Here is a 17,370-nt window from a genome sequence, read left to right on the forward strand (position 1 = left end):
AAACTATATGTGACTTATATCACATATTTACTTTGCATAAAGGTTAATATAGTGTAGTTTTGTCGATGGTGTTTTTACAAGATTTTGCCACATTTTGTTCAACCAGCGCTTAATGTCGGTCGATATGATGTTTCATGTGGTGTGCTCTAAGGTAGAGGCTATAAAACTTTATTATCAAAAAGTTATTTAGCAAAGACAGCGCTATTAGAGAGTATAGCTCGCTCCTAGTTATAGCAAGTGGCTTGTGATAGCCAGTTTTTGTGCACCCTATTGAGGCAAGTGCCTGCTTATTGGTATTAATTATGCTAAATAGCATGGCAAGATTTTGCATTCATACCTATGAACATTAAATTAAAGCCTATTAGCTTAAGGTAACTTTTACTTGCTTTGGCAAACATTCAAGCTTTTACCCCAAACTGAATTTTAGTACTAGCTATCAAGCATCTTACTTATACATATTGATGCTCATGTGTTTATTATTCCAATTACAAAAATACGTACCCATGCACTAAAACAGCGCATATTTGATTTTTGATAAGAATTATCAATTTTTTAATATGTATTGATATGCTAAAAACCATTTTTTAAAAAGCTTATTCAATCGGAGCTTTTCAGCTTTTTAACCATTATTTACTTATAAAGACCTAATGCAAAAAGCAACTTTTGAAAATTAAACTATTGAACAAAATACAGAAAACAGTATTATTTACACCCGAGAAGTGAATAAGTTTTCTTTAGTTATCTTTCTCTTTTTTATCTAGAGATTACCGATAACAGCAAAACTTTAAAATAGTGGGGATTACTATTTTTTAACTTCACTTTTAGAGACTTAATACCAAGTCTCTTATTAAGATGTACTTCGATTTAGCTCAATAAGACAATTAGATTGACTCAGGCGGGATTACCGCACTAATTCAAAATTATTGTTTAAGATCGTGGTTAGCTTGGAGAGATAGTATAGGCTCTACTTTTTTAAGTAGGCAATTTAGTATGTATACTAAGTTTAGTCGTTTTCCAACTTAGTGGCAGTGCCTAAATAAGGACATAGCAATATGTCTTATTATTTAGAAGACTCATGACGGGGCACGGTAGATATCCATCGTAGCCACAAGCGCCACACTACTTACTATTAAAACAAGATGCAAAGGCTGAACAGATAGCAATAACTATCCCTCTAAGGGCTTTTGGCGCTCTATTCAGTCTTTTTACCATTTTGGGCTACTATTTAAAATAATGTAACAATCAAACAAATTTAAGGAAGTAGTGCTTTTAGGCACTTTTAAGCGCTTTGAGCTATCTTATTAAGGTTCAATCACATGCAGCCTTAAAAAAGAAAAGCGTGTTTAACTTACTGACTTTTATTTAATTGTTATTATGCTCTGCTTGTCAACTGCCTAACAAACAGAGTAATTTTAAGTTTTTTGCTTTAGACTCAATTACTAAGTCATATAGCCATTAGACTGTAGTGTTGATGATCTAATTGTTTAAACAATGGCACTTAAGAGAGCAAGACTAAAGCTCAGAGCTTCACAGCAAATACGACCTCTGGCAATAGTTTTGTAATTTCTACCGTTTACTCTCTCCTAAGTTAGCCACTATTTTAAGAGAATGAAGCTTATTTATTAGCTACAGCTCTTAACCAATCAAACATATGTTAAGGAATCCCCGTCTGACACTTGTAAGCAGCTTTTGCTACTTACAAGTGTCCATACCGCTTTTTTTTAACACACACCACTCACACCAAAGCTTGTTCATCACTCCCATGATGCACAACGCCCTACTATTGCCTTTTACTCAATAAAGCTAAAGCGCAAGTCCTAATCCGAGCCCCGCTTGCACCATAGCACTTGAGCCCAAAGCTCCCGAGCCAGCTCTATTACCAGCTCAACGTCAGCAACAGCAAAAGCAAAAGCAACATCACCTAAGGAGCACTTAAATAATCGTTTTTGCTATGCCCTTTGCTGCCCACCCACCAATACAGCTTAGTAGAACTAATTTCCTACCTGCTTTACACGCACGCCTAAGCGCAAAGCTAGCCATAGAGCCATAGCCACGGCACAGAAGCTAAGGTTTGCCCTAGCCCCAATCAAGACCTTTACTATAGTAAAGAGGCTAATCTTTTACTAGGACTCTAAAGCAGTATTTTGCAAGGCATATGACCTTTACTTTGCTAAAGCTCTAATTCATGGCTCACCAGAGTAATGAAGCCAAGCTTATACTAGGGCACAAAAGCAGAGTTTAGCCAGGTATATGAACCTTTACTTTGCTAAAGCTCTAATTCATGGCTTTACCAGGTTAATGAAGCCAGGCTTTTACTGGGACTCTAAAGCAGTATTTTGCAAGGTATATGACCTTTACTTTGCTAAAGCTCTAATTCACGGCTTTACCAGGGTAATAAGCCTAAGCTTTTACTAGTACACAAAAGCAGAGTTTTGCAAGGTATATGACCTTTACTTTGCTAAAGCTCTAATTCATGGCTTTACCAGGGTAATGAAGCCAGGCTTTTACTGGGACTCTAAAGCAGTGTTTTGCGAGATATATGACCTTTACTTTGCTAAAGCTCTAATTCGTGGCTTTACCAGGGTAATGAAGCCAAGCTTTTACTGGGACTATAAAGCAGTATTTTGCAAGTTATATGACCTTTACTTTGCTAAAGCTCTAATTCATGGCTTTACCAGGGTAATGAAGCCAAGCTTTTACTGGGACTCTAAAGCAGTGTTTTGCAAGGCATATGAGCCTTTACTTTGCTAAAGCTCTAATTCATGGCTCACCAGAGTAATGAGCCTGAGCTTTTACTGGGACTATAAAGCAGTGTTTTACCAGGTATATGAGCCTTTACTTTACTAAAGCTCTAATTCATGGCTCACCAGGGTAATGAGGCCAAGCTTTTACTGGGACTCTAAAGCAGTGATTTGCCAGGTCTATGAGCCTTTACTTTGCTAAAGCTCTCATTAAAGGCTTTAGTTTGGTAATGAAGTTTGAGCTTCAACGATGCAACGAAGCTTAACTTTGGCTATGAGCCTACAGTGTGGCTTGCCAAGATAAGGGGAAGCTTGGATTGTGGTGGGATTGGTTCTGCTGTAATCATGCTTGAGGGTGCTTATGAGCTCTTTGCTAAGGGCTGAGACTGGTTAAGGGAGCTTGCTTGTAGTCTGTTTGTTTTAGGGTGACTACGTTTAGCTCGCTCTTTAATAGCTAAATAAGTACATAGTTGCCACTTTGATAGGAGAGTGATTTTTAGTGGTAGAGGGGACATGATCAGTATTTGTGATTGCTTAAGAACAATATTCAGGCGCAAACTTTTGTGCTTTTGTCAACCAATTTTTAATTGCGGAATATTGCTGCACTTCTATAGGTTAATGATGAAAGTTGCACTAAAGTACTAGTATAGAAGCTATAGTGTAATTTGAGGGAGAATCAATAAATCTTGATTAAGTATAATTTTATGTGGAGTGAGATTCTTGTTTTTGATGGCATTAGCGCCATATTGGTGCAAAACCACCGTAATAAGACCTCATCTACCTTTATTAGTTGAAAGCCTTATTGATAGCGATATGCAAGTGAAAAATTTCTTTCAAGCTTAACTCAATTATTGCTTATTAACCATATTGCTAACGATAGTGTTAACACTAGGTTAAATAAGCTATTTACAAAGACTTACCTCCAACATAATGACAAAGATCTCAAAATTTTTAGATTCAATCAACTAATTTTGATTTAACCTTATGTTTTTCTTACCATAATTATGAGATTTTTACCTTGACTAATTGGTCTTTTTAGCTATTATTAACCAAACTTTTGTGATAAAATTTTCCTCAATCAAAACTTTCGATGTTCAAATTAGGTGCAAATTTGTTACTAAATAAACCATCGAAAGTCAAATTAGGAGTCTTTTTCAGTATTTATAGACCTGGGCAAGCAAGTTAAAGATTTTTGTTGTTGTTAGATCTTAAGTCCCGTCTGTCTGGTCTGATTAAATCTACTTCTAACTTACGGTGTAACACAAAAGTATTTTTAGACTGAAAACTAGCATACTAGTTGGTCTTTTAATACGTCTGGCTAAGTTGCTTTGCTTTTCGATTGTCAAAGTCAATAGCTTTGAGAAACGCCGTAGTTTTATCTGTTGTCATATAGTTTCAGGAAAGAACAATACCAACAGCACAGCAGAAATATCCAATTTTTGGGTGTTTAGCTGCTTTTGAATTTTTTAAACAATGATTTAATAGTAAGCAGTAATTTAGCATTACTTTAGGAGAGACAAGAAAGTTCTATATTGTTAGCATCAATATACAGCTTTTATTTTTTTGCTTTTGATTATCATTGTTGAGTATTATTGTTGAGTATTATTGTTTATATCTAGGTTAAAATATTAAATCTTGAGATTAAGTCCTTGTATCATTGTTTTTAAATTACCTAGGAATAATCATACTAATAAGGACGACTAGCCCTAAGTTAAAGGGGCTAGAACACAGAATTTTTAAAGTACCTTTAAAAAGGGGTGCTATAACGATTTTGCTGGCTTAACAATTGCTTAATAAATTAAGCTCTGTTTATGCAACAGCATGGGTTCAAGCTATTTTTAGCTTGGTTATTTTGTAAGATCTTAAAAACGATGATTCGTTTGAGGTCGTTTTATTTTGCAACTTCTTTTTACTTTATCTATCCATTAGCTAATGCTAGTGCTTAGTAGCTAAAGTAGGAAAATTGGTTAGTCACTTACTATGAGCTTTTTTGCATCCTCTTCTATTAAAACAAAGCTGCTTATTTGCTTTTCTGTCATTTTGCTCCTGTCATGCATAGTGTCAGGTCTATCCATTAAGGCAATTTACAGCTCCATCAATATTGCTGCTGTGTTGCAAGATAAAATCTCTGACAACTATCGTGTAGCAGCTCGTGTTTCTCAGACTTTGGAAACAGCTAACGAATCAATGATTCGTTACTTAACTCCAAACAACCAAACCGACGCTAATAAGCGTTCTTTAGAAAGTGCGCTCTCAGATCTTACCAATGCTGTTAATGCTGTTAACCCAGAGCCAGAAATTCAAGCTGACTTAGCTGAGCTTAAAGAGCATCAACAAGAGTATGTTCAAATCTACAACAATGACATTACCTCTTTAATTAAATCTCACCGTCCTTACGAGGCCTTAGAGGTTTACTTAAATGTTATTGCTCCTCTTACTTCTAATATGAAGGAGCACGTAGATAAAATTACTGGCTACCGCCTTGAGTATGTTGAGACCATCTCTCAAGACTTAATTCAGACCACAACTTTAATGATGGTTATTGCTTTAACTATAGGCCAGATTATCTTATCTCTCATTATTTCCTTTAGTATCGCATCTTACATTCAAAAAGCTATTAAGCAACAATGTGATGCTGCCTCTGCCCTTTCAGATGGTGAGTTTACCTACCACTTCAAGGATTCAACCTCCGATGAATTTGGTGAGTTAAATGACTCTATGAAGCAAATGGCAAGCAAGTTACGTAAGACCCTTTCTCACGTAGTTGAGCTTTCAGAAGATATTCAAGTTTCTATGAAGAATGTAGAGAAGTCATCTTCTGATATTTGCGATGCTATGACTGACACTGAGAGCCAGGCTATTACTGTTGCTGCCTCCTCTGATGAGATGGTTGCTACCACTGCTGATATTGCTAAGAACTGTGCTGATGCTGCTAAGTCTTCACAAGACTCCTCTTCTCTTACCCACCAAGGTATGGAGAGTGTTAACAACTCAGCTAACTCCATCTTAGAGCAATATGAGAAGATGAAGCACAATGCTTCTACTATTCAAACTCTGGTAGACCAAGCCCAAAAGATTGGTTCTATTGTTGGCACCATTGATGAGATTGCCGCTCAGACTAACTTACTTGCATTAAACGCTGCTATTGAGGCTGCTCGTGCTGGTGAGGCAGGTCGTGGCTTTGCTGTGGTAGCTGATGAAGTTCGTGCTCTTGCAACTCGTACCACCTCCTCTACCCAAGAGATCCGTGGCATGGTTGATCGCATCCAAACTGAAACCACTCGTGCAACCGAGGCTATGCAGGCTAACTTAGATAACATGTCTAATGTTGCTTCTAATACCTCTCACGTACAAGAGACCTTATCCAACGCTCTTAACTTTGTTAATGAGGTTAACTCTCAGATTACTCAGATTGCTACCGCAGCTGAGCAACAGACTTCAACCTCAACTGAGATTTCTAACAACATGCAGCGTATTACTCATGCCTCTTCACAGGTATCTTCACTCGCTCACAATGCTCGTGAAATTTCCGTATCTACTGCCCAGCGCATTGATACCTTATTAGATAATCTCAAGTTCTTTAAGATTTAGTAGTTTGTTCTGGTGTTAGCATTGGCTAACTATGAAAAACAAGAACAAACCAATTAAAAGAAGCCGCTGTCTTTCCTTGGCCCTCCAAGTTCGACAGTGGCTTTTTTACTTTTATACCTCTCAACGACCTTACAAACCATCCACCCTGCTGGCCACTTTACCGCCATAAGCCAAGCACCATGCTGCCTTGTGCCATATGCCATATGCCATGCGTCATGAGCCATGCCGCCTTGTGCTATGCTCCATGCTGCCTTGTGTCATATGCCATCCATCATGAACCTTGCCGCCTGGTGCTATGCTCCATGCTGCCTTGTGTCATATGCCATGCGTAATGAGCCATGCCGCCTTGTGCTATGCTCCTTGCTGCCTTGTGTCATGAGCCACGCCGCCTTGTGCTATGCCGCATTGTGCTATGCTCCATGCTGCTCCGCCCTCCCAGATCATGCCTTTAAGTACATATTCCTTCATTCAGACTCAAAGCTTGCCTAAAAGGCTAATCCCTACTGTCATAGCCAAGCAACTGAGTAAGAGCATATCTTTAGGTTGATTATTGCTCTTAGGAGGCTGGTATTGCTTGTTTGCCTGTCTTGATGTGAGCTTTTGCTAAGCAAGGCCTATGGTCTGTAGTAGTAAGGTTTTATTTTTGGCTTATGCTTTAATCTCTTCCCTTGATTAACTAAATCTTGAGATAGAGGATGAACTATTGGTTTATTGCGCTTAATTGGCTTTGGTTTTAGTAAGCTATGTATTGGTCAATTTGCTTAGGTATATGAGTTAGTTGCTTGAGCTGCGCTTATAGATGATACGATTTAAAACGATTGCGTAATGTGGAGAGAATTTTTATTTTATATTTATTAAGGTATTTAAATATAAGTAAGCAACAACTTCCTTTATGACTTTTATTTTTTATTTGATGCGATAAACATCGTATTTGTTACCTACACAAAAGTACTTAAATTTAAATGGAATAATTTTCCAAAACTGATATCATAGTCACAACATTTTGCCATTATTAAGCGCTAATATATCTATGCTTAATTACATCATCTAACGTTTTGTGGTTGAGTGCTTTTAATATGAACTCAAACACTATTACTTAGTTAATTAATGAATTGTTTCCATCCAAGATGGCAATTATATTGATCTTTTTACAAACGCTTGCGTAGTGCAAAAGCATCAATTTTCAATTTAGCACAGTAGTTAAGAGTATTTGTTGTGTTGTTTGCTTAGCAAACTAGGAGTCCTTATGAGCTATGATGTCATGTTGTTTGATGCTAATAGCGCCCCTCGTGAGCGTGTTGGCTTTGACAATTGGTTTAACACTTTAACCCAATGGGAAGGTGATCTAGACTACAACGACTATACTCATGCGACTCCAGCTCTACAAAGTTTTTACAAAGAACTCATCAAGAGTTATCCCTCTTTAAATGGCCCTGATGCGGTAGATAGCACAGCATTGCAAGCCAATCCCGATTTAGAAAGCTGTCTTACCGACTACTCTATTGCCCCTCAAATTATTTATGCTGCTTTTGCCTGGTCTCAGGCTCACAATGCCGATAAGCTAATTCATGATTTAGCAGCTAAACATGGGGTGGGTATTTATCACGTAAGCACCGATAATGCTGTGATCTTCCCAGATGGATTCACAATCTAATCTGCCTGAGAGAACAATTTATAGGACATGGTCATCCAAAATTTTTTCTTGGATGACCAGTCCCTTTACCTTACCTTACCTTACCTTACTACTTAGTTCCTTTAGCCTCTATTAGCCTTATCTGGCTTTACATAGAACAGCCGTGCCCTGTTCCATTCATTTTGGCTCTACTCTATAGCTCTTAGCTAATTTTTGACCTCTTGTGCCCTGCACAATACTGCCCTATACCAAGATGTGCGCTGTAAATTATCCTGCGCTATATCCATCTGTGCGCTATACACTACCATGCGCTTTATATACTCTGCACTGCAATAAGCTGTGTATTACTTCCTAGCAACCTCCGCCATTCATACTCTATCCAGCCTGCTCTACTGTTATTTTTTGCTAGCTTGCCATGAAGGCTACAGTAAGCCAGCCATGCTTGCTCTGGTAGGTTCTGTATTTGCAGAATTTGGCCTTTATTGACCTGTTTCGCTCCCTGTTCTAACTATTTATTGACTAGGGTGATTTGGTTATGTTGTTGCTATTGTGGCGTTGCTAAACTGTGCCGTGATTGGTTTTGCTCTGTAGAGGGGCACTTGCTAATAAGAGGGGATGTACTTCGTTAAAATATTTTTATTAATAGCACAATGCCCCTAAGCGTGCTAGTATAGTTATCTATTTGGATAGTGAGCTAGGCTACTCTAAGCTAAGCTACTCTAGATAAAGAATCATTGGTTTAGCACTAGCAGCTCACAAAATATTAGATGCAGACACTATAGCAAAGTAAGTTTTGTAGCCTAAGGCCTATTAAAGTTAATAGTACTTACTCTTGAAAGCTGACACATTGTTTTAGATTTGCTAAGGTTTCATCCTACTAGAACAACTATCAATTTATCTTTAGGGACTAGCACTTGTCCTACTCCCTATTAGGCTTAGTTAGTGTTTATTTTTTTAGTAAATACCATTTCTATAGATGATCCGTGTCTAAATTCTTTAGGGTTGAAATATCACAAGTTTAGATGAGGGAAGAAAGATGCGAAAAGCGAATAAAGCAGCTTTTACCAGCAGACGCTATCGTGAGCTAATGCAAAACAATCGTTTTGAATGCTACAAACATCTTGATCCTAATCCAAGCGAGGATGTTGCTATTTGTCCTCACCATCACGCCTTTTATGAAATTATCTTTGTGGTTGACGGTGACTTTTTCTATGAGGTAGAAGGCCGCCCTTATCACTTATCCCATGGTGATGTGATCTTAATTGATGAATTGCAATTCCATCATGGCATGATTTATCACTCTAAGGGCTATGAGCGCTATGCTTTATGGATCCATCCTAAATACATGCAACGCCTTGCCAAGCGCTTCCCTAAGCTTGACCCTCAATATTGCTTCTTACAATTAAACTCTGACAATAACAACATTATTCACTTAGATGATGCTACCTTTTCAGAGTTACAGCATGATTTATCGAATTTATTTGAAAGCTTTTGGTCAAAAACTCCCTCTGATGAAGTACTCTCAGAAAGCTATTTTGCCATTATCTTAACTAAGCTTAATCAAATTGTGCATCGCCAACAAAATGGCGAAGAAATCCCTACTATTAGCGCTGCCTCATCTCACGTAAGCAACCACTCCATTAGTATTACCTCTAAGGACTTTGCTGCTATTTACAATCAGAATGCTAACAATTCCAACTCTTTGCAAGATGCCTTAGAGCTTAAGATTAATGGCCGTGAGCAGGCAACAGCTAGCAACAGTGCCAATCTTGATTTACAAAACGCTCATGCCCCAGGTCATGAGGCTATTTTTAATCAGCTAAACCAAGATGGTAGTCAAATTCAAAACCATACTCCTAAGTTTGCAGCTGTGCAGTCCATGAATGACATGATTGCAATGGTTAATAATAATGCATCCCCAGACCATCAAGTGTCCTCTCATGGAGTAGGCAATACTATTGGTTTTAGCTCCTTAAGCGCTACTAGCCCAAGCCCAAGTGCCAGTGCTAACGGTAATAACACCCATGATGAAATCTACCAGTTTACTCATGTAAACCCACCACATGAGCAGGGCCAACTTGCCCATAATTACACTGTAGATCCTAAAAATCTCACTCAAGCCCATGACTTTAATGAGGAAAATCAGGCTATCTTACCTCCTAATATTGCCAGCACAGGTCGCTGCGAAAAAGTAGTACCTTATGGTTATATTTCACTGTGCCCTCATTCAAAGAATTGTGCCAAACATGCTTACTATAATGAGCTCTTATTATCTTGCTTGGATACTAGCTCCAAATTAGTATCTTTTGCCTCCTATTTCACGGACCAGAATGAGGCTATGCCAGATGTCTCTTTATTTGATCCTGACCCTGAGCTGGATAACAGCCCTGAAAGCTCATTTAATGATGTCTTTACCGATTCCTTAATTGAAGACGAGGAATATGGTAATAGCAGTCGTGCCATGCAAACTAATGCTAATAACTATGACGCTACTAAAAAAGTTTACAAGCTTAAAACATGTGAGCAAGAAATTGCCGCTTCTTCTAGAGGCAGTAAAGGTAGTAAGGGCAAGTGCCAGCCTAGTGCTACTCGTGAACGTTCAGGACACGATTTCCAAACTCTTATTATGCAAGGAGAGGGAGAGACCCCAGCTCCATTATTAAGGGATGGTGCTATGCCAGGGTTTAGCGTGCCTGTAGACGATGATGAAATGCATCTTAACCTCAAGCTTTCTGAGCGCTTAAAGCTTAGTGCTCTACTTAAGTTTATTAATCTTAATATCAATGAAAACTTAAGCTTAGATGAAATTTCACAACGCTTTAACTTAAGTAAGTTCTATCTTACCCGTCGTTTTAAAGAACTAACTGGACTTTCTTTACACCAATTTATTGTTAAAAAGCGACTAACCAGAGCACGCTACTTAATTAGTGTGGGCATGGATCCATATCGTGCCGCAGTTGAGGCTGGTTTTAACAACTACTCTCACTTCTCACGCACCTTTAAGGGCTACTTTGGCCAAAACCCTAGCACTATCCCTAAGGCCAAGGCCATTCACGTCAAGAGCAATACTGACTCCATCCCAGAGCCAAGCCCTGTAGATCAAGATCGCTCTATCCGTGATTAAGCCCAAGCCATCAAAGCTTTAACCCCAGCTAAACTCACGTTTTTTAGCCTAACAGGAGAGGTAACTTACCCTTACCTCTCCTATACCTCTCAACTCCATCTTGCAATCACGCCCTCCATAACCTCAGCTCACCGCCATAATAAGCTTACCTACTCTAAGCTTAGCCCAGCCTGGCCCAACCAAGCCCATCTCCTCTCATCTTGGCTCATCACGGCTCAGCCCAGTTTAGCCCAGCTCAGCTCACCACCATACCATCCTAAAGACTCTAATGCGTTTAGGTGCTAATTTAGAGAAAATGAGCACTTTAAGTGCTCTGCTATGACTTGCATAAATAAGCCACTAATCAAAAATTCAATACAAAGCGCTTTGCACAATAGTTTGTAGTAATTAGAATATAGTTGCTTTAAGGCATCTTAAAGTTTGTTGTTTCTCGTTTATTAAGAGATATCTCTATGTATCCACAAAACCGTGATCAAATCTTAGAAGGCTTAATCAAGCTTAATGAGACCTTAGCCAAGATGATTGCTGCTAAGGATAAAGACAGCGATGTTTCAGAAGAAATAATCGAAGTACGAGTTAAAGCTATTAAAGGCATTATCATGCAGGTAGATAACTCTTTAGGTGAATTGCATGATATGTTAGATACTATGGAGCACTACGAAGACGAGCGCCATCAAGAAGCTTGCAAAATAGTAAATGAGCTTGAAAATTCCTCTAACGAGCTGATTGACTATCTAAGATCTATGGGCAAATACTAAATTTTGCCTTCACAGCAAAGTTAAAGCTTTAGGCCAGTCCCTACCCCCAATCATCACAGGACTGGCCCTAGCCATAAAACTAGCCCTAACTATAGAACACGAGTCTTTTACTTGTGCTCTGTCTGCTACTTGTGCTCTGCCACCTTTAAAGGCTTAGTATTTTGCTTATGCTTATGCTTTTGCCCACGCAAGCCTACGCTACAGACTCCCTACTACAGCCTAATATTTTTGGGCAATTATGTGCAACTTGCCTCTTTTCAAGACCACACTTACTTAGTTTATCCCCTCTATTGATTCACGTCCTAGTAATTTGCTCCTAAGTTCAAGCATCTAAAGAAGCAGCTCCTTATGTACACTACTTTCTCTAATAATGAGTATGTACTACCGTTAGTAAGCTAAACTTTAGTTGTTAGTAATTTTGCACGATAGTTTGCCCTTGCCTCAGTCCCCATAGTTCAACTTGTCCTTAAGCCATCAATGATTAAATAATGGTTTTCATGAGCGCTAACTTGAAAAGAACCCTGACTATGAAATGCTAGTCTTTTAATATTGCAGGTGTAAAAGCACTAGCAGGTAAAAGGCAAAAATCAGGCTCTTTGTATATTAACAAGCAAGCTCTCAATGTTGCATGCTCACTAGCTGACCTGCTTTCTTGTATGTTTGCTTTTCTTTCTTTCTTGCTTGCTTGCTTACTTGCTTACTCAGAGGCTCAGATAGATGGTGTTAGTTAGTTAGTTAGTTAGTTAGTTAGTTAAGGTACATCTGATGGAGTGCTTCTTTTTGTAAGATTGCCAGAGGTGGGAATGGGAGGGCTTGTTACTAATTTTTTGCAAAATGGTATCTTTGGTAGAAAAAATTGGGCTCATGCTGGTGCACGAGCTATTTTTGTTGCGAGGCCAAATTTTTATTTTGCTCTAAAAAGATACATAAAAATTGCGAGCTATATTAAGTTTTGTCTTTAGCAGTAAAAATATTTTTTCCAAATTTAAAATTAAGTAAATCTCCTTATTCATGATAAAAAAGCTATTTTATTAATGATATAGCTATTTGCTGTAGTTCATATTGATGATTTTTTATTGACCTGATTAAATTTGTGTACTATTTTAGTGCACCAATATAAATAGTGTTAATTGCCCACAATAAGCAATTAAGCTACAATTAACGCACTTTCAATACAATCTCTACATGCTGTGTACTAGGTAGTACTACTCTTTTTATGAGGTGCTGCTCATAACTTTGAATAATAAGCTGTCTAGATGATTGTTTAGGCCTTGAACATTTTTGTGAGGCTCGGGGGCTAATTAAATAGCTCGTATATTGTTCATGTAGCTAAAAAGGCTGCATGGTATCAGCAGCTGTGAGGCTACAAGGGACAAAATTACCACTAATCCTTGCCCCCTTAGACCTCTAATCAACTTGGAATGTAAGTTAACTCATGTGTTCTATTTTTGGCATCTTCGATATTAAAGACAACCCACAGGCACTACGTAACAAAGCTCTAGAACTTTCACGTCTACAGCTTCACCGTGGCCCTGATTGGGAAGGTATTTACCAAGGCGAGCACGCTATTGTCGTGCACGAGCGTTTATCCATTGTTGATCCAGGTAATGGTGCTCAGCCTTTATATAATGATGACAAGACCCAGGTCTTAGCTGCTAACGGTGAAATCTATAATCACGTACAGCTCAAGAGCGAGCTCAAAGAGCCTTACAATTTCAAGACTGGCTCTGACTGCGAAGTATTACTTCCTCTTTACCAAGAGTTCAAAAAGACTGGTGAAATCTTCTTAGATCGTTTAGTTGGTGACTTTGCTTTCACTATTTACGATGCAAATGATGACACCTACTTTATCGCTCGTGACCATATGGGTATTGTTCCATGCTACATTGGCTCCGATAAGGAAGGCCGTTTCTATGTAGCATCTGAGATGAAGGCTCTTACTCCAGTATGTGATACTGTTAAAGAGTTCCCTCCAGGACACTACCTCTACTCTAAGCAGGATCTTGAGTTCCACCCATATTACAAGCGTGATTGGATGGAGTATGACAATGTTAAGAACAACACCACTTCCGTTAGCGAATTAAAGGAAGCTTTAATGGACAGCGTTAAGCGTCAGCTTATGTGCGACGTTCCATATGGTGTGCTCTTATCTGGCGGTCTTGATTCTTCTGTTATCTCTGCTATTGCTAAGCTCTTCTCCGAGCGTCGTGTAGAGGACGGTGGCAAGTCAGAGGCATGGTACCCACGTCTCCACTCTTTTGCTATTGGTCTTGAGGGTGCTCCAGATCTTAAGAAGGCTCGTGTAGTTGCTGACTACTTAGGTACTGTTCACCACGAAATTCACTACACTGTTCAAGAAGGTTTAGATGCACTTCGTGATGTTATTTACCAGATCGAAACCTACGACGTAACTACTATTCGTGCTTCTACCCCAATGTACTTAATGGCTCGTTACATTAAGGCTATGGGCATTAAGATGGTTCTCTCTGGTGAGGGTTCTGATGAGATCTTTGGTGGTTACTTATACTTCCACAAGGCTCCTAACGCTCAAGAGTTCCACGAGGAATTAGTTCGCAAGCTCTCTCAATTACACTTATACGATTGCTTACGTGCTAACAAGTCATTAATGGCTTGGGGTGTTGAGGGTCGTGTACCATTCTTAGATAAGAAGTTCTTAGACGTAGCCATGCGTTTAAACCCTGAGGACAAGATGTGCCCAGGCAAGACCATTGAGAAGAAGGTATTACGTGAGGCCTTTGAGGGTATGTTACCTGAGGAGATCTTATGGAGACAAAAAGAGCAATTCTCTGATGGTGTAGGCTACTCTTGGATTGATGCTTTACGTGACTATGCTGAAGAGCACGTATCTGATCGCAAGTTTGCTCAGCGTGAAGATCGCTTCCCAGTAAATACTCCAGTCACTAAGGAAGCTTACTTATATCGTGAAATCTTCGAGGAGCTCTTTAAGCTTCCATCAGCTGTTAAGACCGTTCCTTATGGTAAGTCTGTTGCTTGCTCTACTCCTACTGCTATTGCATGGGATGAGAAGTTCAAGAACATGGCTGATCCATCTGGCCGTGCAGTTACTGACGTGCATGACCAAGCTTACGAAATGGGTCACAAGCTCTAATTGTAAGCTCCAAAGCTAGCAATCAAAATTAAACATTATGTTTAGAGCCTCCATACTCTAAACCTTAATTGCCACCACCAAGGTAGAGCTTAGATAAGCTAAGTTTATACCTTAGCGGTGGCTTTTAATTTTTGCCCCTAAACCTTTCTAAGCGCCTAGATAAGCCTAGTTCCGAGCTTGCAGCTTAATCTGGAAGCTAAGCTTTGGTTGCTATTTGTTAAAACCATGTCTTTTGTAGTGGCAGTATTGGTGCACCCTAGTGCGGTGTGCTAATATGGCATGCTGCTTTTATCTGTATTGGTTTTTTGTGCGAGGTTTGTAAATGGCAAAACAGGGCTTGGTGCGTATTCCTTTTTATCCCCAGCTAAACTGCTTAACTGCTATTGATGAGCAAGCTCCTTTAGTAATGTCAGCCCTACTCTTTTGGATGACACGCTCAAAAGAGCCTAGCTATTGTCCTGCACGTCATAATTACCAAATGGCTCTCCATTTAGGTATCAATATTCAAATCTTTAACCAGTGCTTAGAGAAGTTACAAGCTACTGGGATCTTTAATGAGCATATTGTACAAATCCCTCCTAAAGAGGTTACTGCTGATTCTAAAGTTAGAATAGAAAAGTACCTTGATTTAAACTTTAATGCCCTACAAGCCCTACTTAAAGAGCATGGCTTTAGCGTTAGCTTAAAGCTTCTTAAACACGCCTCAGATGATAGCTTTGACTGCTATGATGTGATTGAAGAAAAGTTTCTCCCTACTACTCAATGCTTATTAGGCTATTTAAGCGCTCAAGATTATGAACAGGCAGCCCTAATAGCCTCTACTATTGGTGTTTATATCAACGAGTTTGATGAGGAATTTGCCCTTAAAGCTATTGCGCCTGGCTGGAAGCTGTTATTAGCTGTTCCTATGAATAGTACCTGGCAAGAATATGCTCAAGAACTAACAGTACGCTTTTTACGTGCTGGTGAGAGAGCTATTGATTTTAGCTTTACTGATGGTAATTTCTTCTTCCCAGACTATAGTGAAATTAAAAGTAAGCTTCACCTAGTAAAACACTTTGGCAACAAAGTAGAGTCACGCATTATGGCCGCTACTATGATGCTAGCTTTAGCTGCTCATTTTAGCGATAAGCTGACCTTTGTCTCAGAGCTATCAGTAAAAGAACTAGAGCCTGCTTTTATCAAGCTCAAAGCAATTTACCCAGATCTTGACCTTTCATTGGCTTTACAAGAGGACTACTACAGCAGCCGTCGCTTAAGCAAAGATGAAAGTGCTAGCGAACACCAACGCTTTGTGCAGTTGCTTGCAAGCTTGAACACTAAGCTCTAGGCTCTTGATGCAAGCACCAGGCTTTTTTCTTGTGCTAAGAATCAGCAAGCTATCAAATGAAACCAAAGTTTTACAGCTCGCTAAGCTTAACACCAGAGCAGCATGCCCCATGCTATATTATGGCCCCGCATCTGTTAATGCCTTGCCAGGGCCTTGCCCTTGGCCTGGGCCATAGCCAACGTCCAGCCATGGACATGCTATGGCCATAGCCATAGCATGGCTATAGCATGGCTATGCCTATAGCATGCTCGGGTTTAGATTTGGCGTGCTTTGGATATAGTCTTGAGGCAAGGTCTGAGCTTATTAAGGAGGCTATTTCTTAGGTGAAGCTAAGTTGTTTTTTTGCTTAAGAGGGCCGATAAGTTCCTAATACCAAGCACCTAATTGGGTATATAAGATTGCGCTTTGGTATGTGTTTGATGAGTAAGTGATAGTGCTAGCTAATTTTGTTAGTAAAAGTTTTTCCAACAAAAAGGCCCCTAAATAAGGGGTCTTTTTGCATGTTTGTCTGTTAGTCTTATATATTTTTGCTAACAGCTTAATATGTTTGTATTCAATAATTAATTAAGCTAGTAGACGTATTTTACGTATTACGTTTGTTTGTAAATGCTCTAACGGTATAGAGCTATATATAGAAGAATATATCATAATTAGTTTTTGCTAAAGCAAACAACTACAGTAGCAAGGATACATAGCAAAATCAGTTTAAAAAGTGCTAGCAACGCACAGCGTACTAGCACCAAAATCCTTGTACTTTCGCGTAAATTAGAATAACTAATCAACGCCTCTATATTGTGACTTAAAAGGAGCAAAACTAAAAGCCTTTTTTTGTAACTTTTTTATATTTTTTGGATTAACGCCGCAAAAATTAGCAAAATATTAACTTTCTCTTAATAAAAGTTTAACGCTAATATTTCCCTTATTTACGGCAGTTTCACAAGTATTATGCAGCTTGGGCATTTTTAACAAATCACTAAAAATTTTATTATCTTACCAAAATCACCTCTTGCTAATTAGTTAATTTATTTAAATAAATACTTTAAATAAATATCCTACTCTTAGT

Annotated in this window: 6 protein-coding genes; all 6 read left to right on the forward strand. The window is 38.8% G+C overall.

Going from position 1 to position 17,370, the window contains the following annotated elements:
- Positions 1-4,721 precede the first annotated feature (4,721 nt).
- The 6 genes from MXE38_RS10455 to MXE38_RS10480 all read left to right on the forward strand — a co-directional run bounded on the left by MXE38_RS10455 (position 4,722) and on the right by MXE38_RS10480 (position 16,307).
- Positions 4,722-6,332 carry a methyl-accepting chemotaxis protein gene (locus MXE38_RS10455; protein ID WP_246914517.1) on the forward strand — a complete coding sequence of 537 codons (1,611 nt, stop codon included), beginning with the start codon at positions 4,722-4,724 and terminating at the stop codon, positions 6,330-6,332.
- Between the two features lie 1,246 nt (positions 6,333-7,578).
- A complete protein-coding gene (locus tag MXE38_RS10460) occupies positions 7,579-7,986 on the forward strand; it encodes a hypothetical protein (protein ID WP_246914519.1) in 408 nt (135 codons plus the stop codon).
- A gap of 1,015 nt (positions 7,987-9,001) precedes the next feature.
- Positions 9,002-11,089: an AraC family transcriptional regulator gene (locus MXE38_RS10465; RefSeq protein ID WP_246914521.1), complete on the forward strand. Its 2,088-nt coding sequence runs from the start codon at positions 9,002-9,004 to the stop codon at positions 11,087-11,089.
- 452 nt (positions 11,090-11,541) lie between these two features.
- Complete coding sequence (locus tag MXE38_RS10470) at positions 11,542-11,847, forward strand: hypothetical protein (protein ID WP_246914523.1); 306 nt, start codon at positions 11,542-11,544, stop codon at positions 11,845-11,847.
- A 1,435-nt stretch (positions 11,848-13,282) separates the two neighbouring features.
- A complete protein-coding gene (gene asnB / locus MXE38_RS10475) occupies positions 13,283-14,977 on the forward strand; it encodes an asparagine synthase B (protein ID WP_246914525.1) in 1,695 nt (564 codons plus the stop codon).
- A gap of 322 nt (positions 14,978-15,299) precedes the next feature.
- Positions 15,300-16,307 carry a hypothetical protein gene (locus MXE38_RS10480; protein ID WP_246914527.1) on the forward strand — a complete coding sequence of 336 codons (1,008 nt, stop codon included), beginning with the start codon at positions 15,300-15,302 and terminating at the stop codon, positions 16,305-16,307.
- Positions 16,308-17,370 lie beyond the last annotated feature (1,063 nt).

It is taken from the genome of Anaerobiospirillum sp. NML120448, assembly GCF_023050945.1.
Classification (GTDB): Bacteria; Pseudomonadota; Gammaproteobacteria; order Enterobacterales; family Succinivibrionaceae; genus Anaerobiospirillum.